This is a genomic window from Aquaticitalea lipolytica, assembly GCF_014641635.1.
Classification (GTDB): domain Bacteria; phylum Bacteroidota; class Bacteroidia; order Flavobacteriales; family Flavobacteriaceae; genus Aquaticitalea; species Aquaticitalea lipolytica.
In genome coordinates this window covers 374379-398913 of sequence record NZ_BMIC01000002.1, presented here as the reverse complement: position 1 = coordinate 398913, position 24535 = coordinate 374379, and the positions used below count along the sequence as shown (strand labels likewise).

The 24535-nt window shown below is 30.5% G+C and carries 20 protein-coding genes; 11 read left to right on the top strand and 9 right to left on the bottom strand.

Annotated features, from left to right (window positions below; all coding sequences use genetic code 11):
- The first annotated feature begins 28 nt into the window (after positions 1-28).
- The 10 genes from recN (at position 29) to IEW41_RS08625 (ending at position 14337) form a co-directional block, all read left to right on the top strand.
- Positions 29-1681, top strand: coding sequence for a DNA repair protein RecN (recN, locus tag IEW41_RS08670; protein ID WP_188605950.1), 1653 nt, complete (start codon positions 29-31; stop codon positions 1679-1681).
- 56 nt (positions 1682-1737) lie between these two features.
- The gene (locus IEW41_RS08665) at positions 1738-2553 is read left to right on the top strand and encodes an enoyl-ACP reductase FabI (RefSeq protein WP_188605949.1); all 816 of its coding nucleotides are present in this window, start codon (positions 1738-1740) and stop codon (positions 2551-2553) included.
- Positions 2554-2694: 141 nt separating this feature from the next.
- Positions 2695-4416, top strand: coding sequence for an FG-GAP-like repeat-containing protein (locus tag IEW41_RS08660; RefSeq protein ID WP_188605948.1), 1722 nt, complete (start codon positions 2695-2697; stop codon positions 4414-4416).
- 183 nt (positions 4417-4599) lie between these two features.
- Positions 4600-7560, top strand: coding sequence for an NIDO-like domain-containing protein (locus tag IEW41_RS08655; protein ID WP_188605947.1), 2961 nt, complete (start codon positions 4600-4602; stop codon positions 7558-7560).
- Between the two features lie 212 nt (positions 7561-7772).
- The gene (locus IEW41_RS08650) at positions 7773-9341 is read left to right on the top strand and encodes a T9SS type A sorting domain-containing protein (RefSeq protein ID WP_188605946.1); all 1569 of its coding nucleotides are present in this window, start codon (positions 7773-7775) and stop codon (positions 9339-9341) included.
- A gap of 74 nt (positions 9342-9415) precedes the next feature.
- Positions 9416-10429 carry a glycosyltransferase family 2 protein gene (locus IEW41_RS08645; protein WP_188605945.1) on the top strand — a complete coding sequence of 338 codons (1014 nt, stop codon included), beginning with the start codon at positions 9416-9418 and terminating at the stop codon, positions 10427-10429.
- Complete coding sequence (locus tag IEW41_RS08640) at positions 10419-11384, top strand: CdaR family protein (protein ID WP_188605944.1); 966 nt, start codon at positions 10419-10421, stop codon at positions 11382-11384. The genes IEW41_RS08645 and IEW41_RS08640 overlap by 11 nt, the downstream gene beginning before the upstream one ends.
- On the top strand, positions 11381-11980 hold the full coding sequence (coaE, locus tag IEW41_RS08635; RefSeq protein WP_188605943.1) for a dephospho-CoA kinase: 600 nt from the start codon (positions 11381-11383) through the stop codon (positions 11978-11980). The genes IEW41_RS08640 and coaE overlap by 4 nt, the downstream gene beginning before the upstream one ends.
- 102 nt (positions 11981-12082) lie before the next feature.
- A complete protein-coding gene (locus IEW41_RS08630) occupies positions 12083-13618 on the top strand; it encodes a sensor histidine kinase (RefSeq protein WP_188605942.1) in 1536 nt (511 codons plus the stop codon).
- A 5-nt stretch (positions 13619-13623) separates the two neighbouring features.
- Complete coding sequence (locus tag IEW41_RS08625; protein WP_188605941.1) at positions 13624-14337, top strand: response regulator transcription factor; 714 nt, start codon at positions 13624-13626, stop codon at positions 14335-14337.
- Positions 14338-14401: 64 nt separating this feature from the next.
- Here IEW41_RS08625 and IEW41_RS08620 read toward each other — a convergent pair whose 3' ends face one another.
- From IEW41_RS08620 to IEW41_RS08580, 9 genes are all read right to left on the bottom strand, one after another.
- The gene (locus IEW41_RS08620; RefSeq protein ID WP_188605940.1) at positions 14402-14593 is read right to left on the bottom strand and encodes a cold-shock protein; all 192 of its coding nucleotides are present in this window, start codon (positions 14591-14593) and stop codon (positions 14402-14404) included.
- Between the two features lie 104 nt (positions 14594-14697).
- A complete protein-coding gene (gene miaA / locus IEW41_RS08615) occupies positions 14698-15606 on the bottom strand; it encodes a tRNA (adenosine(37)-N6)-dimethylallyltransferase MiaA (protein WP_188605939.1) in 909 nt (302 codons plus the stop codon).
- Complete coding sequence (locus IEW41_RS08610; protein ID WP_229660200.1) at positions 15599-16459, bottom strand: ion transporter; 861 nt, start codon at positions 16457-16459, stop codon at positions 15599-15601. The genes miaA and IEW41_RS08610 overlap by 8 nt, the downstream gene beginning before the upstream one ends.
- A 91-nt stretch (positions 16460-16550) precedes the next feature.
- Positions 16551-18503, bottom strand: a complete 1953-nt coding sequence (locus IEW41_RS08605; protein ID WP_188605937.1) for a DUF3858 domain-containing protein — start codon at positions 18501-18503, stop codon at positions 16551-16553.
- Positions 18500-19867: an exonuclease domain-containing protein gene (locus tag IEW41_RS08600; protein WP_188605999.1), complete on the bottom strand. Its 1368-nt coding sequence runs from the start codon at positions 19865-19867 to the stop codon at positions 18500-18502. The genes IEW41_RS08605 and IEW41_RS08600 overlap by 4 nt, the downstream gene beginning before the upstream one ends.
- 19 nt (positions 19868-19886) lie before the next feature.
- Positions 19887-20552 carry a YggS family pyridoxal phosphate-dependent enzyme gene (locus tag IEW41_RS08595; RefSeq protein WP_188605936.1) on the bottom strand — a complete coding sequence of 222 codons (666 nt, stop codon included), beginning with the start codon at positions 20550-20552 and terminating at the stop codon, positions 19887-19889.
- Between the two features lies 1 nt (position 20553).
- Positions 20554-21792: a DUF1015 domain-containing protein gene (locus IEW41_RS08590; RefSeq protein ID WP_188605935.1), complete on the bottom strand. Its 1239-nt coding sequence runs from the start codon at positions 21790-21792 to the stop codon at positions 20554-20556.
- Between the two features lie 59 nt (positions 21793-21851).
- Positions 21852-22742: a 3-hydroxyacyl-CoA dehydrogenase family protein gene (locus IEW41_RS08585; RefSeq protein ID WP_188605934.1), complete on the bottom strand. Its 891-nt coding sequence runs from the start codon at positions 22740-22742 to the stop codon at positions 21852-21854.
- A gap of 57 nt (positions 22743-22799) precedes the next feature.
- On the bottom strand, positions 22800-23759 hold the full coding sequence (locus IEW41_RS08580) for a Gfo/Idh/MocA family protein (RefSeq protein ID WP_188605933.1): 960 nt from the start codon (positions 23757-23759) through the stop codon (positions 22800-22802).
- Between the two features lie 124 nt (positions 23760-23883).
- On the opposite strand from IEW41_RS08580, the gene IEW41_RS08575 reads away from it, so the two are divergent.
- A complete protein-coding gene (locus IEW41_RS08575) occupies positions 23884-24525 on the top strand; it encodes a protein-L-isoaspartate(D-aspartate) O-methyltransferase (protein ID WP_188605932.1) in 642 nt (213 codons plus the stop codon).
- Positions 24526-24535: the final 10 nt, after the last annotated feature.

Sequence of the window (24535 nt, the reverse complement as noted above, 5' to 3'; positions counted from 1 at the left end):
CTTTTACCTAGTACTTTTAATCTAATAAATGCTCACAACCCTCTCAATAAAAAACTATGCGCTTATCGACCAATTACAGGTCAATTTTACTAATGGTTTAACAATAATTACTGGTGAAACAGGTGCAGGTAAATCTATACTTTTAGGAGGTTTGTCATTAATTCTAGGTAAACGTGCCGATTTGAGTAGCGTTAAAAATCAATCAGAAAAGTGTGTTATTGAAGCAACTTTTGATATTGCTAGTTATAATTTAAAACCTCTTTTTAAAACAGAAGATTTAGATTATGAACCTTTAACAATAATACGTAGAGAGATTTTGCCTTCAGGTAAATCTAGAGCTTTTATTAATGATACTCCTGTAAACTTAGATAGTTTGCAAATTCTTGGCGAACATCTTTTAGATATTCATTCTCAACATCAAACGTTGCAATTAACTAATGACGATTTTCAGTTTCAGGTTATTGATGCATTGGCTGAAAACGGGAATTTACTACAAGGGTATTCTAGTAATTTAAGCGAGTTTAAATCACTTCAAGCTGAATTGAAAGTACTTCAGACTAAAAAAGCAGAAGCGATAAAAGAACAAGATTATAACTCATTTTTATTGAATGAACTTATAGAAGCTAAACTAATAGTTGGTGAGTTTGAAACTTTAGAAGAAGAATACGAAACACTTAATAATATTGAAGATATAAAAGAGAAATTATCTTTTTCTCATGAATTATTAAGTAATGAAGACGCTGGAGTTTTAACAAACTTAACAGAAATAAAAAACCAACTTTCTAAATTATCTAATTATAAACAGGCTTATAAAGATATATTTGAAAGACTAAATAGTAGTTTAATAGAGTTGAATGATGTTTTTAGGGAAGTAGAAAGCTTACAAGACCAGTTAGAAGCCGATCCTAATAGGTTAGAAGTAGTAAATAATAAACTACAGGTACTTCATAATTTAATGCTTAAACATTCAGCTTCAAGCGAAACTGAATTAATTGCTATTAGAGAATCGTTAGCGACCAAAGTTTCCGAATCAGAACATTTAGAAGAGCGAATTCTGCAAATAGAAAATCAAATAAAATCAATAGAACTACAACTTAATAACGACGCTAAAACAATTCATGATAACAGAGTTAAAATAATCCCAAAACTTATAAGTCAGTTAGAAAATTTACTAGCGACGTTAGGAATGGTTAATGCTAAATTTAATATAGAGTTATCTGCGAGTGATTCGTTTTATAGTAACGGAAAAGATGATTTAGCCTTTTTGTTTTCGGCTAATAAAGGAGGCAATTTTAATGAGCTTAAAAAAGCCGCATCAGGAGGAGAGTTATCTAGAATTATGTTGGCAATAAAATCTATTTTATCTAAATATATACAATTGCCAACCATTATGTTTGATGAAATTGACACTGGTGTTTCTGGAGAAATCTCTAACAAAATGGCTACTATAATGCAACAAATGAGTAAAAGCATGCAAGTATTTACCATAACACATTTACCTCAAATTGCAGCAAAAGGCGATACACATTATAAAGTATTTAAAGAAGATATAAATGAGGTTACCCAAACTCAATTAAAAAAATTAAACCCAGATGAACGTATTGTTGAAATAGCACAAATGCTAGGAGGATCAGAAATTTCAAGTTCTGCAATTGCTCATGCTAAACAATTACTTAATTAATGCTATCTTTGAATTAACGATTAATAAATCTATATATACAACTAAACAAGAAGACTATGTCATATAACTTACTAAAAGGAAAACGAGGAATTATTTTTGGAGCATTAGATCCTAATTCAATTGCATGGAAAACAGCAGAACGTGTTCATGAAGAAGGGGGAACTTTTGTACTTACAAATGCTCCAATTGCTATGCGTATGGGACAAATAAATGAGCTAGCTGAAAAAACAGGATCACAAATTATTCCTGCAGACGCAACATCTATTGAAGATTTAGAAAATTTAGTTGCTCAATCAATGGAAATTTTAGGTGGTAAATTAGATTTTGTATTGCATTCAATAGGAATGTCTATTAATGTTAGAAAAGGAAAGCATTATACAGACCAAAATTACGAATGGACACAAAAAGGAACAGATGTTTCGGCAATGTCTTTTCATAAAGTAATGCAAACATTATACAAAGCAGATGCAATGAACGAATGGGGAAGTATTGTAGCATTAACTTACATGGCTGCACAACGAGTATTCCCAGATTATAATGATATGGCAGATAATAAAGCATATTTAGAAAGTATAGCTCGTAGTTTTGGTTATTTCTTTGGAAAGGACAAAAAAGTAAGAGTTAATACTATTTCTCAATCACCAACTCCTACAACTGCTGGACAAGGTGTTAAAGGGTTTGATGGCTTTATAGCATATGCTGATAGAATGTCTCCATTAGGTAACGCAACTGCTTTAGACTGTGCAAATTATACTGTAACACTGTTTAGTGATTTAACTAAACGAGTTACACTTCAAAATTTATTTAATGATGGAGGATTTAGTAACATGGGAGTTAGTGATTCTGTAATGGCAGAATTTGTAAAAGAATAATATTATATAAATAATTATAAATGAAGACCTTGTCAATATTTGGCAAGGTTTTTTTGTTTTATCGACTTTTAAAGTAGTCTACCAAAATTATATGATTAATACTTTTATTTTATTTAAATTAAGGCGTTAATTAATTTACATATGAATAAATACTACTTTTTGTTTTTTGCTTTTTCTGTTTGCTTTAGTGGTATTAATGCACAAATATATTTTCAAGATACCTCTAGCACAATAGGTTTAAATTTTTCAACTGGAAGCACTTATTTAGGGAATGGTGTATCGTTTTGCGATGCAGATAATGATGGATGGGACGATTTAACTTTTGCAACAGGAGCAGGTTTGCCTGTTTTATTTTTAAAAAATGTAAATGGCACATTTGTAAATCAGCCTTTTAACTTCACAGATCCATTATATCAAACAAAACAAGTTAATTGGGTAGATTATGATAATGATGGAGATAAAGATATGTTTGTAACTAGTAATACAAACAGAAATATACTTTACAACAATGACGGAAGCTTTAATTTTCAAGATGTAACAGCATCAGCAGGTTTGCCAATGACTAATTTAAAAAGTTATGGTGCTTCTTGGGGAGATTATAATAACGACGGGTTTCTAGATGTTTTCATTTGCAATAGAGATGAAAATTTTATTGAGCCAAATTATCTATTTAAAAATAATGGAGATGGTACGTTCACGGATGTAAGTGCTGTTGCAGAAATTCATAATACAAGTAAGTTGTCTTTTTGTGCTGCTTTTTTTGACTTTAATAATGATGGATGGCAAGACATATATGTGTCTAATGATAAGCCTAACAATTTAAATGTATTATACAAAAACAAAGGTGATGGAACATTTTCTGACGTTAGTCAATCATCAGGTACTGACATAGGAATAGATGCAATGACAGTAACAATTGATGATTTTAATAGTGATGGTTATTTAGATATTTATGTTACCAATGGGCCTGCAGGTAATGTTTTTTTGAAAAACAACGGAAACGAAACCTTTACTGATATTGCAGCATCTTCAGGAACCAAATTTAATAGTTTAGGTTGGGGAGCGGTTTTTTTAGATGCCGAAAATGATACAGATTTGGATTTGTATGTAAGCGGATCGTTAAATGGCTCAATACCTAGTTTATTGTCTGCAGCTTTTTATAAAAATCAAGGTAATGGTACATTTGTAATTCCTAATAATGCTGGTTTTGCAAATGACAACAGAGAAAGCTATTCTAACGCTATTGGCGATTTTAATAATGATGGTTTTTTAGAAATTGTGGTTAATAATTCTAATAATCAAAATTCATCTTTTTGGCATAATCAAACAGTATCAAATAATAAGTGGTTAAAAGTTAAGCTAAACGGAATTAATAGCAACAAAGATGGAGTAGGGTCTGTTATTGAAATTGCAATTAATGGTGCTAAGCAATACAGATATACGTTATGTGGAGAAGGATATTTAAGTCAAAATTCATCTACAGAGGTTTTTGGACTTGGAAATAATACACAAGTAGATTATGTAAAAGTCAAATGGTTAAGTGGTATTGAAGATATTATCTACAACGTAAATTCTAATCAGTTAATAGAAATTACAGAAGGTAATCATCCTTTGTCATTAAGTTCTAACCAACAAGACCTGTTTGAATATTATCCAAACCCAGTAAAAAACAAACTTAATTTCAAATCTTCAGAACCTATTACAAAAATTACAATTTTCACCATTTTAGGACATTATTTAAAAACAATTAATTTAAGTGATGCTGCAAATAGTATAGATTTATCTGACTTCACTAAAGGACTATATCTTATCAAAGTTGAGACTCAATCTCAAGTAAAAAATTTAAAAATAATTAAAGAATAGCTTATTGATTTAAGTTGTTTTTTTTGATTTTTTTTTCAAAATGTTTAAACGTCTAAAAACATGTGTTTTAACGACATTAATTGTATTTCATCGATTTGAAAATATATTAACTTATTTGTTAAAAGATTATTAATAAATTGAACTCTATAACTATATTATTAACTAATTTAAATCAATTTACACATGAAAAAAATTACTTTACTAATTGCATTTTTATTTGCAATTTCCGCATCAACTTATGCGCAAGTTAGTGCTTATTCTTTTTCACAAAGTAATGGTACCTATACGGCTATTACAGGTGGAACAGTGTTAGGCGATACTGCTAGTGATGACCAAAGGTTTGTTGATCCAGCTGTACCATTAGGAGGTACAACTTTGACTGGTGTTGGGTTTCCAATTGGGTTTAACTTTACTTTTAATGGATTTGTTTACGACAGGTTTGCTGTAAACACTAATGGTTGGATTTCTTTAGGGACATCTTCTCAAACACCTTCAGTTAATGTTAATACATCAAGTTCTTATACACCTTTATCTTCAACATCTACAACAGTTACTAATGATTTAGTAGCTAGAGTTGCAGGTTTTGCTAGAGACTTACAAATGCAAGCAGGCGGTGAAATGCGTTATGAGTTATTAGGTTCATCACCTAACCAAACGTTAGTTGTTCAATGGACTAATGCTAGAAAATATACTTCTTCAGTTCCTCCTATTAATGATTCATTTAATTTCCAAATTAGATTAAATGAAAACGGTAATACGGTTGAAGTAGTTTATGGTACGATGACTAATAATGCTACAACTGGTACAGTTATGGCTGGGTTGAGAGCTAATCCTAATACTCCTGCTTCTAACTTCAATAGTAGAACAACAACAACAGACTGGAATGCAACTACAGCATCTACATCTGCAGGTAATACTTTGTCAATTTCGAGCTCTATTGTGCCAGCATCTGGTTTAACTTTTACTTGGACTCCACCAGCAGCTTGTTCTGGTACTCCAACAGCTGGAACGGTTAGCCCAACATCTCAAACTTTATTAGCAGGACAAACACCTGCACCATTAGTAGGAAGTGGTTATTCAACAGGAGTTAGCGGTTTAGCTTTTCAATGGGAAGAATCTGCTGACGATGTAACTTATGTTAACGCAGTTGGTGGTACAGGTGCTACAACACCTTCATATACACCTCCTGCATTTGCTGGAACAACTATTTATTACAGATTAAGAGTAACATGTACAAACTCAACTTTATCTGCAGCTACATCTGGTGTGGTTTTAAATCCATGTCCTGTACTAACTGTACCTTCATTAGAAGATTTTACAACTTATGTTCCTTCATGCTGGCAAGAAGCTGATAATGGAGATTTAGTTGCTGGACCTGCTACATTTGGAACAAGTTCATGGGCAGCTGATGGTTTTGCAAACAATGGCACAACTGGTGCAATGAAAGTTAACATTGATGCTACAGGTGATAACGATTGGATTTTATCTCCATTATATGCAATTCCTGCTACAGGTTATGAATTAAAATTTAATGCTGCTGCAACACAATTTGGTAGTCAGGCAGCACCTACTAATCCTTGGGAAGCTGATGATTTTGTTGAAGTTCTTGTTTCAACTGGAACTACAAATTGGACAGTTTTGTATACATATAACAACACCAATGTCCCTTCAAATTCAGGGTCAGTTAATATTATTGATTTAGATGCCTATTCGGGACAAAATGTGCGTTTTGCATTCAGAGGTGTTGAAGGAGCTACTAATGGCTCAGCAGATATAGATTTTTCAGTCGATGATTTTGAAATAAGAATGACTCCTGCATGTCCTGATATTGCTGGTTTAGCTGTAAACAATATTACAGATGTATCTGCTGATATTACTTGGACAGCTTCTACTGGAAATTATGAGTATGTATTAGACCAAGTTAACACGGATCCTGCTGGATCTGGTGCTGCAATTACTAGTGCGTCTTATAATGCTGGCGGCTTATCTGAATTAACAACTTATTATTTCCATGTTAGAACAGTTTGTGCAGGTCCAACTTACAGTGCTTGGACAACTGTTTCTTTTACAACTACAGCTACACCTTTAGCTAACGATAACCTTTCTGGAGCTATAGCTTTAAATTGTAATGATAATGTTACTGGAGACACTTCTTTAGCAACTTTAGATGAAGATAATGCACCAGACGGATTTGGAGCTGATTTAGATGCACCTAACGTTTGGTATTCTTACACTGGCTCAGGTACAGCTGAAGTTATTACTATTGATATGTGTCCATCTAGTTATGATACTTCGTTTTTAGTATACACAGGAACATCAGGAAACTTAACTTTAGTAGGAGGTAATGATGATGGTGGTACTACTAACTGTCCAGGTGCAGGTACTCGTTCTTATGGAAGTTTTACTTCAGATGGAACAACAACTTATTACATTACAGTTGAAGGTTGGAATTCAACTAGTGTTGGTCTTTTTGACTTAACATTAACTTGTGCGCCAGCTTGCTCACCTGCTCAAACAAATCAAGATTGTGCTAGTGCAACAGGTTTATCTGTTGATGGTAATGCAACTACTGTTGATAATAGTTGTGCTACAGTTAATGCAACACAACCAACTTGCGATTCATTTAATGCAATAGCAGATGTATGGTATACATTTATTGCTCCTGCAAGTGGACAAGTAAATGTTACAGCTACTTTAGGCACTGCAACAGCTGTTCATATGGCAGCTTATAGTGGTTCTTGTGGCACACTTACTAGTGTTGGATGTAGTAGTGCTGAACCTTTAGCTACTTTAACTTTAACTGCATTGACTGCGGGTAATACTTATTATTTACAACTTTGGAATAATGGTACAGAAGAAGGAACTTTTGACGTTACTTTAACTGATCCTGCATTATCTGTTGGAGAATTTGAGAATAATCAATTTACTTACTTCCCTAATCCAGTTAAAAACACCTTATCATTAAGAGCTCAAAATGAGATTCAAAATGTATCTGTATTTAATATGTTAGGACAAGAAGTAATTAGAACTTCTCCTAATGAAATGTCTAACGAAGTAGATATGTCTTCGTTACAAGCTGGTGCATATTTTGTAAAAGTAACTGTTAATGATAATACTGAAACTATCAGAATTATTAAACAATAAATAATATTAAACACTATTTTAAAGCCTTGCTAATTTTTTAGCAAGGCTTTTTTATTTTATATGATTTGGTATTTATTGCGATTAAGGGTAAACACCATTTTCACTTATCGTGTTTTTGTGCCTTTTAGTCGAATTAATAAGTTATTGAATATCAAATCAATATAATATTGATATTTTTATGTTTAACTATAAACAAAATAACACCAAATCATATGAAAAAAATTACGCTTTTATTCATTATTTTATTTACCTCTTATTCTTTTGCTCAAGTAACCATTGGCACTGGAAATAATGAGACTCAATCAACACCGTTTGATCCTTATTGGGGTTATACCTATTCTCAAAGTATCTATACAGCAGCTGAAATTAATGCATCTGCTGGTAATATTACTGGTTTGCAATGGTATTACAGTGGGCCAACTGTTGGAACTCTAACAACTAGTTTAACTATTTATATAGCTAATACTTCAAAATCCTCATTTGCTAGTACAACAGATTGGGTTGCTGTTGGTACATTAACTCCTGTTTACACTGGTGGTTTGGTAGTTACTGGTCAAGGCTATGTTACTATTACTTTTGATACGCCGTTTGCTTATGATGGTACTAGTAATTTAATAATTGCAGTAGATGAAAATGATTCTGCATTATTAGGTATTACAGAAGATTTTTATAATTCAGTTAGTACTGCTAATAGAAGTATTTACTATAGAAGTGACAGTACAAATCCAGATCCAGCTGCACCACCAACAGGAACAAGAATAGGATATATTCCTAATGTTATATTAAATGGATTAAGTGCTAACGCAACACCTGGATGTTCAACACTTACACAAAGCACGTCAATAAATCCAAACGGAAATTTAGCATGGAATGCTGCTTCTGGTGGACCAACTGGATATAACTTATCTATAGGAACAACACCTGGTGCTTCTGATGTTTTACCAGTTACTGACGTTGGTAATGTTACATCTTACAATTTAAGCTCATTAGGGTTAGCAAATTCTACAACTTATTATGCAACGATAGTACCTTATAATGGTGCAGGTTCAGCTTCAGGCTGTACTTCATTATCTTTTACTACAAGACCTCCTTCGGTATCTAACGATTTATGCGCTAATGCAATTTCAGTATTACATCAAACTAGTATTGTTGATGCAGCTTCTGCAACACCTACAGCTGGCACAATAATTAATGCATTTGATACTAATAGAGCAGCTGAAGTTTGTAATGGTTTTACAGGGAATGCTAATGATGATGTTTGGTATAGTTTCGTTGCAACTACCGCAGATGTAAATATTACTTATGAATTAAATTTTGATGGTGTTGCGACATTGTATTCTGGTTCTTGTGGTGCATTAACTTATATATCTTGTGCTGATAATACTGTAACAACAGCACCAATTGTTGAGACAATTACTTATTCAGGATTATCTATAGGACAAACTTATTACACTAGAATTTATAGTTATGGTACAGCAGTGCCAACAAATGGTAATTTTAATATTAAAGTTTGGACATCTTCTACTTTAAGTATTGATGATATAGAAGATCAAAACGGATTTACGTATTTCCCTAATCCTGTAAAAAACACGTTAAATTTAAAAGCACATAATAATATTCAAAATGTGTCTATTTATAATATGTTAGGTCAGGAAGTTGTAAGAACTTCTCCTAATTCAGTAAATAATGAAGTAGATATGTCTTCATTACAAGCTGGAGCATATATAGTAAGAGTAACGATAAATGATAATACTAAAACAATACGTATTATTAAACAATAATAACAGAAAAATAGAGTTTTCAAAAGCCACCAATTTGGTGGCTTTTGTGTTTTGTTTATTTACCTTTGTGATATATGAATACACTATCACTTTCATTTATAATACCAGTTTATAATAGACCAGATGAGGTTAACGAGCTTTTAGAGAGTTTTGTTAATCTTGATGGTGAATTTGATTATGAAATAATAATTATTGAAGACGGATCCAATATAACCTCTAAAAAGGTTGTAGATAGTTATAGTGAAGTATTGAATATTTCATATTACTTTAAAACAAATTCTGGGCCTGGAGATTCTAGAAATTTTGGAATGAAAAAAGCAAAAGGAAATTATTTCATCATATTAGATTCTGATTGTTTGCTCCCTAATCAATATTTAAAAACTGTATTCAATAACTTAAACACAAATTACGCTGATTGTTTTGGTGGTCCAGATGCAGCCCACGAATCGTTTACATCGCTTCAGAAAGCTATAAATTTTGCAATGACATCTTTTATTACTACTGGAGGTATTAGAGGAGGTAAAGCTTCTGATAAAAAGTTTCAACCTCGAAGCTTTAATATGGGAATTTCTAAAGAGGCATTTGAAGCTTCAAAAGGGTTTGGAGTTATTCATCCAGGAGAAGATCCAGATTTATCTATTAGATTAAACAAGCTTGGATTTACCACTAAATTATATAATGATGCATTTGTATATCATAAAAGAAGGATTTCATGGTCTAAATTTTATACACAAGTACATAAATTTGGATTAGTAAGACCTATTTTAAACCATTGGCATCCTAGCACTAACAGGTTAGTATTTTGGCTGCCTACATTATTTTGTTTGTTGTTTATTGCATCTATAATTTTTGCTATCTTAGGATATAAACTATTTATATTATTGTTTGGATTATATTTTTTAACCGCTTTTTTATTAGCTTTTTTTACCACTAAAAGTTTTATAGTATCCATACAATCTATATTAGCTATCTGCGTTCAATTTTTTGGTTATGGTTATGGATTTTTAAAGTCTACTGTTGCGATAAAAGTATTTAATAAAGAGCCTGAAAAACAGTTTCCTAAATTATTTTTTAAGCATGTTGAATAAATTAAAAGGTAAGATTGTAAAATCTATTAGAAGTAGAAAGCTAAATGTGTTTGGCTTATTCTTTCTATTGGCCTTTTTGTTTTTAATTATAACAAAACTATCTAAAGTTTATACAGAAACATTAGCATTAAATATTGAATATGTTAACTTACCTGAAGAACACTCTTTAATTTCCAATAATGATACAATTAATGTTGTAGTAAAGGCCTATGGTTTTAATTTATTGAGATATTATTTGTTTGACCATTCATTAAAAATTGACTTTAAAAGAGATGTAAGCTTACAAAGTGATTTTTATTTATGGGATGCAAAAGTGAATAAAGGAAGTTTAGAAAAAGAGTTCAAAAATTCTTTGGAGATTGTATCTGTTAAGCCAAGCGCTTTAACTTTTCCATTTCAATCTATGGCTGTAAAAAAGGTGCCTATTAAACCTAATATTAATTTGTCATTTGCAGTTGGATATGATGTTGTTGGCTCAATTAAGTACGAGCCAGATTCTGTAAGAATTATTGGGCCAAGTCAGCTAATTTCAAATATTGAGTTTGTTAAAACAAAAAACATTAAGCTTAATGAGGTTAATAATGACATTGATAAAGAAATAGAACTAGACTTCAAAGCCAAAACTAAAAATGTTCATATTACCAATACTACTGTAAATATGATTGCTAAGGTTGGCAAATTTACTGAAGGAACTCTAGAAATTCCAATATCTGTTATAAACTTACCTGTAAACACAAATATTAATTTTTTTCCAAAAACTGTTACAGTTACTTATTATGTGAATCTTAATGACTATAACAGTGTAAAAGCTTTAGATTTTAAAGTTGAATGTGATTATTCAGAAATTGGTAACACAAACAGTCCTTTTTTATTCCCAAAGCTAATAAAAATGCCAGAGGTAGTAAAAAACGCTAGAATAAAGCAAAACAAAGTAGAATATATACTTATACAATGATTATAGTTGGGCTTACAGGTGGAATAGGGAGTGGTAAAACTACAGTAGCAAAAATGTTTAGTGAGTTAGGTATAGCTATATATATTGCAGATACTGAAGCTAAACGCTTAATGGATACTTCAAAAGTTATAAAGCGTAAGTTAATAGCTTTATTTGGTAGTGATGCCTATAATGCAAATGGACTGAATAAAACTTTTATAGCTTCAAAAATATTTCATGATAAAGCATATTTAGAACAAATGAATGCAATTGTACACCCAAAAGTTGCCATGCATTTTAAAAGATGGTTAAAGAAACAAACATCTCCATACGTAATTAAAGAAGCTGCAATAATTTTTGAGCATAATATGCAATCTCAATATGACTCTATAATTACTGTCACAGCTAAAAAACAAGATAAAATATCAAGGGTTATTAATAGAGATGATACTTCAAGAGATAAAATAGAAGCAATTATGAATAATCAAATGTCTGATGAAGAAAAAATCTCAAAGTCGGATTTTGTTATTGTTAATGATACTTTAGAGCATACAAAAGCTCAAGTTCTAGAAATCCATAGAAGAATACTTAAAACAATAGAAAAACGTAAATTTTAACATTTTTGTTAATGTAAGGTTAAAGGGTACAAGTAGTAAATGTTAAAATATTAAATTTGAATGATGGGCAAAAAAGGGCTATTCGTCATGTTAGTGATTTTAATGAGTTTATCGCTCATAGGAATCATTTTTGTTCAAGTGTTTTTTATAAACAATAGTTTACAAAATGAAAAAAAGCAGTTTACACTAAATGTAAAGCGCTCATTAAGTTTTGTTTCTAATGCTATTGAAGATAGAGAGTTTAATAACTATGCAACAAAAATGCATGAGTTAATTGCTAGAGGTGAAGTTGCAGATTCAATTAGTTTAAAAGAGTTAACAGTATTAACTCAAGATGAAGTAGCAAACCAGACTATTATTTATAGAAACGCAATACTTGAAGAAAGCTTTAAAGTACCATCAATGTTCTTTGACATTGGTTTAGACAGTATTAATGTAAGTCGATTTTTTAATCAGAGAGAAACTAGAGTTTATGACAATAATTCTTTAGATGGAAACTTAAGAATTAGTCCTCAAAAAACAATACGAGAGTTTAGTAGCTTGCCAGAAGTTGAAAAGAAACTGTATGAATTAAATTATAGAGATGTTTTTAAAAATTATCCTATATATAAACGAGTTTCAGCAGATGATGTGCAAGAACTGTTAGCAAAACAATTAAAAATTGATGGTATTGAAACTGACTTTGAGTTTGCCATTTATGATAAAGATTTGGCTACAAAAGTGCAGTCTAATAATTTTGAGCTAGTAAAATCATCAACATATGGTGTGCCTATTTTTTTAGACAACCATAATGAAAGTAATTATAAGCTATATCTTAATTTTCCTGATAGAAATAAGTATTTATTTTCTTCAATATTAGGAATGACAATATTGTCGATAATTTTTACGTCAATCATCATAATTACTTTTGCTAGCGCAATACATCAATTAATAAAACAACGTCAGATATCACAGATTAAGACTGATTTTATTAATAACATGACGCATGAGTTTAAAACACCAATAGCTACTATTAATTTAGCTTTAGATTCTATTAAGAATCCAAAGATTATTGGAGATCAAGAAAAAGTATTACGATACTTAAAAATGATTAAAGATGAAAACAAACGCATGCATGCACAAGTAGAAAACGTACTTAGAATATCTAAACTAGAAAAAAACGAACTTAATATAAGTAAGGAAAGAGTAAAATTACACGACTTAATCGAAGATGCCATAACTCATGTTGAGCTTATGGTTGAAGATAGGCAAGGTTACGTGAAAACACATTTAGAAGCTGATAAATCTTCAGTTTTAGCAAATGAGACTCACTTTACTAATGTTTTAGTAAATGTTTTAGATAATGCCATTAAATATTCTGATGATGCACCAAAAATAGATGTACATACAGAAAATGTTGGAAATCATATTTTAGTGAAGATTTCTGATCAAGGAAATGGAATGTCTAAGCAAGTACAAAAAAAGATATTTGAAAAATTTTATAGAGAGCACACAGGAAATGTGCATAACGTAAAAGGTCATGGTTTAGGTTTGGCCTATGTAAAACGAATAGTAGAAGACCATCAAGGTCATATATCAGTAGAAAGTGAAAAAGGAAAGGGTAGTACTTTTATTATAAAGCTACCATTAATAACATAATAATTATGGAAGAGCAAAATAAGAAAATTTTATTAGTAGAGGACGATCCAAATTTTGGAACAGTTTTAAAAGACTATTTAAACATGAATGACTATGATGTTGTACATGCAAAAAATGGTATGGAAGGTTTCGAAAAATTTAAAAAGGATGATTATGATTTATGCATTTTAGATGTTATGATGCCTTATAAAGATGGATTTACATTAGCTAAAGAAATTAGAGAGAAAAATGCTGAGGTGCCAATTATATTTCTTACTGCAAAAGCGATGAAAGAAGACGTTTTAAAAGGATATAAAGTAGGAGCAGACGATTATCTTAATAAACCTTTTGATAGTGAAGTGTTATTAATGAAAATTAAAGCTATAATTAATCGAAAAGCTACTGATACTGTTGCAGACAGTAAGCAATTTGAATTTAAAATTGGAGGTTTCGATTTAAACTCAAAACTTAGATTTTTAAAATATAAAGGAGGTGATGCAGTAAAATTATCGCCTAAAGAAAATGAGTTATTACGTTTATTAGCATTACATGAAAACGATTTAATGCCTAGAGAATTGGCATTAACAAAAATATGGAGAGACGATAATTACTTCACGTCTAGAAGTATGGATGTATATATTGCTAAATTGAGAAAATATTTAAAATTAGATGAAAATGTTGAGATTTTAAATATACATGGAGAAGGATTCAGGTTAGTAGTAAACGACCAAACAAAGTAGAAATAAAAAAAAGCCTATCAAATTTTGATAGGCTTTTTACTTTTTAAAAAGTTTAAGCGAAATATTAAATAACTTTAACGTTTACTGCGTTCAATCCTTTTTTTCCTTCTGTTAATTCGAATTCTACTTCATCACCTTCACGAATCTCATCAATTAAACCAGAAATGTGCACAAAATGCTCTTTGTTGTTTCCTTCTTCTGTAATGAAACCAAAACCTTTAGCATCATTGAAGAATTTTACTGTACCTTTATTCATAATAAATATTAAAAAATTAATTAGCGACAAATGTAGTGTTAATTAATTCAAATACAGGCTTTTTTTAATTATTTTTGAATTTACTACCAATTTGTTATACGATTTTACCTACTGTAATTTTCTATAACTTTCACAATATCATTAGTATTTGTTGTGTAGTCAAACCAAATAGTGTTTTTATTTTTTTTAAACCAAGTTAGTTGACGCTTTGCAAATCGACGTGTATTTTTTTTAATTTCAGATATTGCAAAATCTAATGTCCATTCATTATTTAAGTATTTAAATAACTCTTTGTAACCCACAGTATTTAAAGCGTTTAATTGCTGTTTTGGTAATAATTGCTTTACTTCTTCTAAAAGCCCATCATTTAGCATTAAATCAACTCGCTTATTTATGCGATTATATATAATCTCTCTATCAGCAGTTAAACCAATAGATATTGTTGTAAAATTGCGTTCGGTTTTCTTATTATTAAGAAATGAAGAGTATGGTTTATTTGTTCCTATACAAACCTCTAAAGCTCTAATAACTCTATGTGGATTATCAATTGCTATTGAGTTGTAAGTTTTTGGGTCTAGTTTTTTAAGCTCATTTTGAAGATGCTCTAGCCCTTCGCTTTGTAGTTGTTTGTTTAGTGTTTGTCTAATACTTGAATCGATTTCAGGAAAATCATCTAAGCCTTTTGTAACAGCATCTGTATATAAACCAGAACCACCAACCATTATAACTATGTTTGTGGTTTTAAACAAATCGTTTAGTAAAAAAATGGCATCTTTTTCAAAAGCACCTACATTATAATCATCTTCAATTGATTTATGATGAATAAAATGATGCTTTGCTGAAGCAAGTTCAGTAGGAGTAGGAGCAGCTGTGCCAATACTCATCTCTTTAAAAAACTGTCTAGAATCTGCAGAGATTATTTCGGTATTGAAGTGATTAGCTAATTTAATACTCAACGCTGTTTTTCCAATAGCAGTTGGACCTACAATACTTATTAAATACTTATTACTCATCTAAGTTATGTCCACATTTACTACAAAATTTTGCACCTGAGCTGTGATTGTCAAACAAGCAATTTGGACAAGAGTCTATATCATTTGTATGTTGCTGATGGTCATTTTTTGCCATTTGAGCAGAAACTATTCCTGTTGGTATTGCAATAATTCCATAACCTAATATCATTATTGCTGATGCTATTAGTTGACCTAATGGTGTAGCAGGTGAAATATCACCATATCCAACTGTTGTTAATGTAACTATAGACCAATACACACTAACAGGAATACTTGTAAATCCACTTTCTGGGGATTCTACTAGATACATGATGGTACCTAAAATAATACAGACAATGACCACAAAGGATATAAATACGGCAATTTTTGCACGACTCTCTTTTAATGCAATTACAAAATTGGTCGATTCTCCAATGTAACGTGTTAATTTTAAAATTCTAAAAACACGTAACAATCTTAAAGCTCGTAAAGCTACCAATGAATGAGTGCCTGCTATAAAAAATGATAAATACATTGGAATGGTTGATAATAAATCTATAATTCCGTAAAAACTAAAAACGTACCTTCTTGGATTCTTTATAGTAATGATTCGAGCTATATATTCTACTGTAAATAAAACTGTAATTGTCCATTCTAATATTTTAAACAATAGATTGTATTTTGCATCTAGTTCTTGAACACTTTCTAACATTACTAATACAATGCTAGCTATAATTACATAAAATAGAACTATATCAAATAACTTTCCTAATCGAGTATCTGCACCAAAAATTATTTCGTGTAGTTTTTTTTGCCAAGGCTTTAACTCACGTTTTTTTAAAAACAGAAGATCAATTAATTTTAGAAAATTAATTTTCACTTTTAAAAAAAACCATTTGATTTTTTTTGAAGTAGTAATATTTGATTTGTTTTCGCCCATATACTCAAATGTACTAAAAGATTAGCTATTTTTTCTTTAACACAATTAATGAATTTGTTTGCACATCAAGTATTTTTCCAAAATACATTTTTAATGCGTCATAATAGGCTGCATCATATAAACTTTCTTTTAGTGTCACTTTAAAAAAGAGTAAGAGTTTATCATCATCAACTTTGGTTTGAAAAATAATTTCTCCAGTATTATTTGGAAGTACTCCATTTATTTCTTTTGGCATGTCAATTACTTCGTATTTGTCACCTAAATCTAGTTGCATACTATATAAAAATGAGTTTTTATAACCAAAATCGATTGGGTAAGTTCGTTCTTGAAGCTTAAATGGGTTCTCTTTAAAAAATTTAAAAATAAAAGGGTTTAAATAAACATTATCGCTATTAATACTACTGTCATCAAACTCAGCTTTAAATGATTCAGAAAATTCATCATCATTTTTATTAATCACATAAACTTCGTGGTCTAAAACAGTTATTGAAGTCTGTATATCGGCATAGTTATCTATATACTCTGTTGGGTTTTCAAAGTACTTTTTCTTTTTTAATAATGCAGGATATCCAACATACTTTGTTTTAATTGTTCCATTAATTTTATTATCATCTGATATTTGTAAATCTACTAAATACTGTGTCGTTGAAGTTTTATCTGCTTCAATATCAATCCATTCACTTCCATTTTTAAAGTCTAACAAACGACCATATTGGTTTAAGCATCTATATGGAAGCTCTCCAAAACTTAAATAGTTATCTGTTGCATCTAATAAATAAGTTTTACCATCTATAGTAGCCTGAACTATTATATAATTAAATTCTGAAATTACGGGATATAATTTTGTTGGTAAACCATTGTTTCTAGTTGATAACAATATTGGTTTAACATTAATTTCATTTTCTTCGAGTATATTATAAAGTAAAATGTTTATTTCTGAAACATTGCCAGATTTTTCCTTTATTAAATCTTTTACAGAGACATCATTAAAAATTTTATATTCCTCATTCCAAGTATAGTTATCTTGAACAAATTGGTAAATCTCTTTAGCTTTTATTAATGTATTAGATTTGTCAGTAAATACGTTTGCAAGTAAGCCATCTAAGTTTGTTTTTTTTCCTAATTGTCGCCCAATATTTTCGTCTGATTTTAATTCTTTGTCGGTATCCTTCCAAGTTTTTGTAATATTGTCTACAGTACCATCAAAACCTCTAAACACTTTAAGTTCATATTCAATTCTTGATAAATAATTATCTTTAGTTGTCATATATTCCTCGTCAATAAATGCAGGAATATTACTCATTGCGTAAACAGTTTTTGTACAGTCTGCAGTACCACCATTAAAAGCACTTAAACAATTTTTTACAAGTTTTTGATCGTGCGTGTCTAATTTTTGAAGACCAACTAATTTAATGCTATATTCATAATTACCTGGTATGCTAGTATTATACTCACTATAAAGTTTTGGAATGTTATCTTGAAACTCCCATCCTTTATATTTATATATAAAAGGAGATTCTATTGTGTAGCTATATGTTATTACAGAGCCTTCCTTTATGTTTGGGAAAGTAAATTTTGATAATGTATACCTATCGTTATAATTTTCTTCAAAAATATCTTTTCTTTCAAGTTGGGTTTTAGTGATGTCATTATTTTCTAAATTATAAGTAGTAGCTCTTATTTCAGAAATTTTTTCACTGTTTTTATCATTTTTATAAAGAGGTATAGTTATAGTTGTTTTATCAAATCCATTTCTATTTAAAATTTTGAGTTTTCTTTTAACCTCAGTTACAAGTTTAAAAGTGTTTTTATCAATATAGCTATTACCAGTTTCGTAAATTATTAGTGCGTTAGCTGTAGAGTCTTTAGTATATATATTTGTTTCTATGTCAAACTTGGTAACATCTAGCCCTTTTGAGTTAAATTGAGAATAAACTGATGAACTTAGTAGAATAGCTAAGAGGTATAGTTGCTTCATTTTTTTAGCTGTAAGATTTTAAGATTTTTATTCTTTCTAATATAATTTTGAATGATGTGTTGAGTATCTCTGTTGTTTTCCATTGGAGTTATTAAATTTTCTAAGACTTCAATATTTGTAATTTGATAATTCAAATTGAAAAAACCTAAACCTTTAAAAACACCATTCTCAATAAGTAACACACTGCGTTCATCAACTTCTCGACCTCTGTCAATAATAGCCATGTGCTGATTTTCATAACTATTTTTTTCAATTAATTTATATACACGTTCGTTATATAACTCTGGATCTTCTTCATTAACACAGGCTCCAAAACATTCTTTGATGTCATACTTAAAACAGCTCGTTTTTGTATTATATAGTCCAGTTAGTTTTTGGCATAATTGATAATCATCTACCGCTTTAAACATAAAACTCTTACTGCTCTGCCTATTTGCAAAGGTTGTAATAGCTTTTTTTCTACCATCGGCTTTATCAATCTTTAAATTAATATATCCATTTTCATCAACAAAACTATATAGTGCATGAGTAAATAATGTTCTTCGTAATGCTCTATTATGTATAGGTTTGTTACGCTTTATTTCTTCACTTTCCTTTAATAATGCAACTAATTCACTACCTGTTGTTTCATAGGTTACAGCTGCTACCTGTAGTTGAATTTTTTTTGATTTGTTATTTGTATTTGTGAAGTGTTGATTGACTCTACTTCTAATGTTTTTGCTTTTACCAATATAAATTATATTGCCATAGCTATCATGCATATAATAAATGCCTGTTAAAGCTGGAAGCTCCTCTACTATGGTTTTTAAATTTGGAGCCATTTTATATTTTGGCTCAGATTTAATTGAGTCTTGTACAATAGTTTTATTCAAATCTTTATCAAGCAGCATTTTAAATAACTTAACTGTTGCCATTGCATCTCCTGCTGCTCTGTGTCTATCACTCACAGGAATGCCTAAAGCACGTGTTAGTTTACCTAAACTATATGAATCTTGACCAGGAATAAGTTCTTTAGCTAAATCGACAGTACATAAGGTTTTGCGTTTAAATTCAAAACCTAAACGTCTAAATTCTGTACGTAATATTCTGTAGTCAAATTGTGAATTATGTGCAACAACAATACAATCTTCAGTAATTTCAACTATACGTTTAGCAACCTCAAAAAACTTAGGTGCATTACGAAGCATATTACTATTTATACCAGTAAGATTAACTACAAAAGGTTGAATTTCGCGTTCTGGATTAACAAGGCTTATAAATTGATCAACAACTTTGTGTCCATCAAATTTATAGACTGCAATTTCAGTAATTCCTTCTTCATTGTACTTTCCGCCAGTGGTTTCTATGTCGAGTATTGCGTAAATAAAAGTGTAATTTTATAATTTAATAATTTCGTTCACCAAAAATACTGCTTCCAACACGTACCATTGTGCTTCCACATTCTATAGCTAAAGGATAGTCTCCACTCATTCCCATACTAATAGTTTGTAATTTGCAGTTTTCTGTTTGTATTGCCTTTAATTCATCAAAAGTAGATTTAAGTAACTTAAATTCTCTTTCAATTTGCTTTTGATCTTCTGTAAATGTAGCCATTCCCATAACACCAACTACACAAACGTTTTTTAATTCTGAAAATTCTTTAGATTGAATAATTTTTGAAGCATCAGTAGCAGACATTCCAAATTTACTGTCTTCATCAGCTATTTTTATTTGAAGCAAGCAATTTATTATTCTATTGTTTTTAAGTGCCTGTTTGTTTATTTCCTTAAGTAATTTAAAGCTATCTACGCCATGTATTAAACTTACAAAGTTGGCCATATACTTTATTTTGTTGGTTTGTACATGACCAATCATGTGCCACTCAATATCTTTAGGCATAACTTCAAACTTCTCAGTCATTTCTTGGATTTTGTTCTCTCCAAAAATGCGATGACCAGCTGAATAAGCTTCCATAATCTGGCTTACAGGTTTGGTTTTAGACACAGCAACTAATGTAACATGCTCTGGTAAGGTAGATTTTATTTGGTTAAGGTTTTGTTGAATAGACATTTTAAAATTCATAAATAGTTACTCCACTTCGCAATTTAGGTTCAATAAAAGTGCTCTTAGGAGGCATTTTTAAGCCATCGTCTGCGATTTGCTTCATTTCTTCTATATCAACAGGAACCATACCAAAACCTACTACATATTCACCAGAATCAACACTACTTTTAATATTAACAATATCTTTCTTTCCATTTATGTACGATATTCGGTGATCGTTACGCAAATCTTCAATTCCTAAAATGGGTTTTAAAATGGTTTTGTAGAGTATTTGAGAGTCTAAAGCATCTAACGATGTTTCAATATCATAGCTTGTTTTACGAAGATAAAGTGAATAAAATTCTCCATCTAAATACATACTAAAATGATGTTTTTTAGATGGTTTGTATGGATGTAATCCTCTATTCTCAATTCTGTAAATGGTATCTAATTGAATTAAAAACTCTTCTTTACTTAATCCATTTAAATCTTTAACAATTCTATTAAACTCATGAATTCTTAAATCAGATTCAGGAAGAAGATAGCTCATAAAAAAATTATAGTTTTCATCTCCATGATGATCTGGATTTGCGTCTTTTAAATCTTTATAAAGTAGGTATGAAGAAGCAGAACGATGATGACCATCAGCTATATAGATAGTTTTCATTTTTTCAAACTCAGCTGATATGGTTGCTATAGTTTTTTTATCTTCAACTTTCCATAGATAATGAGTGTCTCTATAAGTAGTAGTAAACTCAAATTCGGCTCTATGTTTTTGAGTATTCTCAATTATTTTTGCAATAATATTATTATCAGGATAGGTGAGAAGTACAGGTTCAGCATTAAAGCCTACTGTTTTTAAATACTCTTTAAAAATGATTTCACGATACTCAATTGTATCTTCATGTTTTTTAATAATATCCTTTTCATAATCTTCAGCACTTGCCGCAGCTACAATACCGTTAAATTCTTGTTTATCTCTATCTACAATTTTATAAACGTAAAAACAAGCAGTATTATCTTGCACAAAAATATCATCTTCTTTAAACTCTAAATATCTATTTCGGACTAAATTATAACGAGCTTCACCAGAAATCTCTTTATCATATCTATAACCTGGATTTACTATTTGTAAAAAAGAAAATGGATTATCCCTTAATCTAGATTCTAACTGCTCTTTAGTATAACTTTGATACGAACGAGCTGCCACAAGACTTACTTTGTCTCTTGTAGGACGAACTGCTTTAAATGGGATTATTTTTGCCATAATTTTAGTATTCAGTCTCAGTTTAAAGTCTCAGAACTGAAAATTGCGACTGCGACTGTTTACTTTAAAAATTGTTTCGCTACTTTTTCAGCTTTTTTGCTTTGAGAATAGTCATAAAAACCTTCGCCAGATTTAACACCTAATTTACCTGCACGAACCATATTAACTAGTAATGGACAAGGTGCATATTTTGGGTTTTTAAATCCTTCATACATTACATTTAATATAGAAAGGCAAATGTCTAAGCCAATAAAATCGGCTAGCTGTAATGGTCCCATTGGATGAGCCATTCCTAACTTCATAACAGTATCTATCTCTTCAACACCTGCAACACCATTATAAAGTGTTTCAATGGATTCGTTAAGCATTGGCATTAAAATACGATTAGCTACAAACCCAGGATAATCATTAACCTCAACAGGAATTTTTCCTAAAGATTTTGACATATCCATTATGGTTTTGGTTACTTCATCACTTGTATTATAACCACGAATAATTTCTACCAGTTTCATAATTGGTACTGGATTCATAAAATGCATTCCAATAACCATACTTGGTCTTGAAGTAGCAGCTGCAATTTGTGTTATTGAAATTGAAGACGTATTAGTTGCTAAAATGGTATCATCTGGGCAATCTTTATCTAATTGCTTAAATATTTTTAGTTTTAAATCGATGTTTTCGGTAGCTGCTTCAACAACTAGACTAGCATATTCTACACCTTCAGTAACATCTGTAAAAGTGGTTATATTGTTTAATGTTTCTTGCTTTTGAGCTTCTGTAATAGCTTCTTTAGCGACCATTCTGTCTAAATTTTTAGAAATGGTATCCATTCCTTTCTTTAGAGATGCTTCACTTATATCAATAAGTTGTACTTTAAATCCGCTTTGTGCAAAGGTATGCGCAATACCATTTCCCATAGTTCCTGCTCCTATAACTGCGACGTTTTTCATTGAAATTTTGTTTTTTTATTTCCTTGTAGATGGAAATCTGTTAATATTATAATGTATTTAAAATTGATCAATTATCATTGTTGCTACACGTAATGCTTCTGTACCATCATGCAGTGTAACAATTGGCTTTGTGTTTGTGTTAATAGCATCTGCAAAAGTTTCTAGCTCGTCTAAAATAGCATTGTTATTTGCTACTTCTGGATTATCAAAATAAATCTGCTTTTTCACACCTTCCGCATTTTGTAAAACCATATCAAAATCACCAGGATTTTCAGGAGCATCTTTCATTTTAACTACTTCACATTTTTTTTCTAGGAAGTCAACAGAAATGTATGCGTCTTTTTGAAAAAATCTTGTTTTACGCATGTTTTTTAAAGAAATACGACTTGCTGTTAAGTTAGCTACACAACCGTTTACAAACTCAATACGTGCATTGGCAATATCTGGAGTGTCACTTATTACCGAAACTCCACTTGCTGATATATGTTTAACTTTCGATTTTACGACGCTTAAGATAATATCTATATCGTGTATCATTAAATCTAAAACCACAGGAACATCAGTGCCACGAGGATTAAACTCTGCCAAACGATGTGTTTCTATAAACATCGGATTTGTAATTTGATCTCTTACTGCTTTAAACGCAGGATTAAATCGTTCAACATGTCCTACTTGTCCTTTTACATTATGTTCTGCAACTAAAGTTCTAATAGCTTCAGCTTCTTCAACGGTATTTGTAATAGGTTTTTCAATAAATATATGTTTACCTTTTAAAATGGCTTGCTTTGCACAATCATAGTGAGAAAGTGTAGGTGTTACAATATCTACAACATCTACAGCATCAATTAAAGCTTCAATGGTATTAAAATATTTGTAACCAAACTCAGCTTCAACTTTTTTTGCATTAACTTCATCAGCATCATAAAACCCGATGAGGTTATATTTATTAGATTGATTAAGAAGTCTTAAATGAATTTTTCCTAGATGACCAGCACCAAGTACACCAGCTTTTAGCATTATATATCGTTTTCAACAAAAATAAGATTTTAGTTTTATAAAATTGAAAATACTCCAAACTTTGAGCATTAAAATTTGTACTTAATAATGTTTGAATTAATTTAGCAACAAATCTAACTAACCATTGAAAGACACGTTTAAACATAAAGGATTAAGACAGCAACTTGTAGCTGTTGTTAAAGATAAAGGGATAAAAGACGAACAGGTTTTAAAAGCAATAGGTAAAATTCCTCGCCATTTATTTATGGATTCAGGTTTTTTAGATCATGCCTATCAAGATAAAGCGTTTCCAATAGCTGCAAATCAAACAATTTCTCAACCTTATACTGTAGCTTTTCAATCGGAGTTGTTGAACATAAAAAATGGTGATAAAGTTTTAGAAATAGGAACAGGTAGTGGTTATCAAACTGCTGTACTATGTGAACTTGGTGCAAAAGTCTATAGTATTGAAAGGCAATTAGAACTATTTAAAATTACGAGTAAATTTCTGCCAAAATTAGGGTATAGAGCTAAAAAACTCATTTTTGGTGATGGATACAAGGGACTAAAAGAAGAAGCGCCTTTTGATAGTATTATAGTAACCGCAGGAGCTCCTTTTGTGCCAAAACCATTATTAAGCCAATTAGCAATTGGAGGTAGATTAGTTATTCCAGTTGGTGATGATATTCAAATAATGACTCTTTTTATAAGAAAAGGACCTAAAGAATTTGAAAAACACGAGTTTGGTGAATTTCGATTTGTGCCTTTACTAGAAGATAAAAATTAGTTTACCTCAG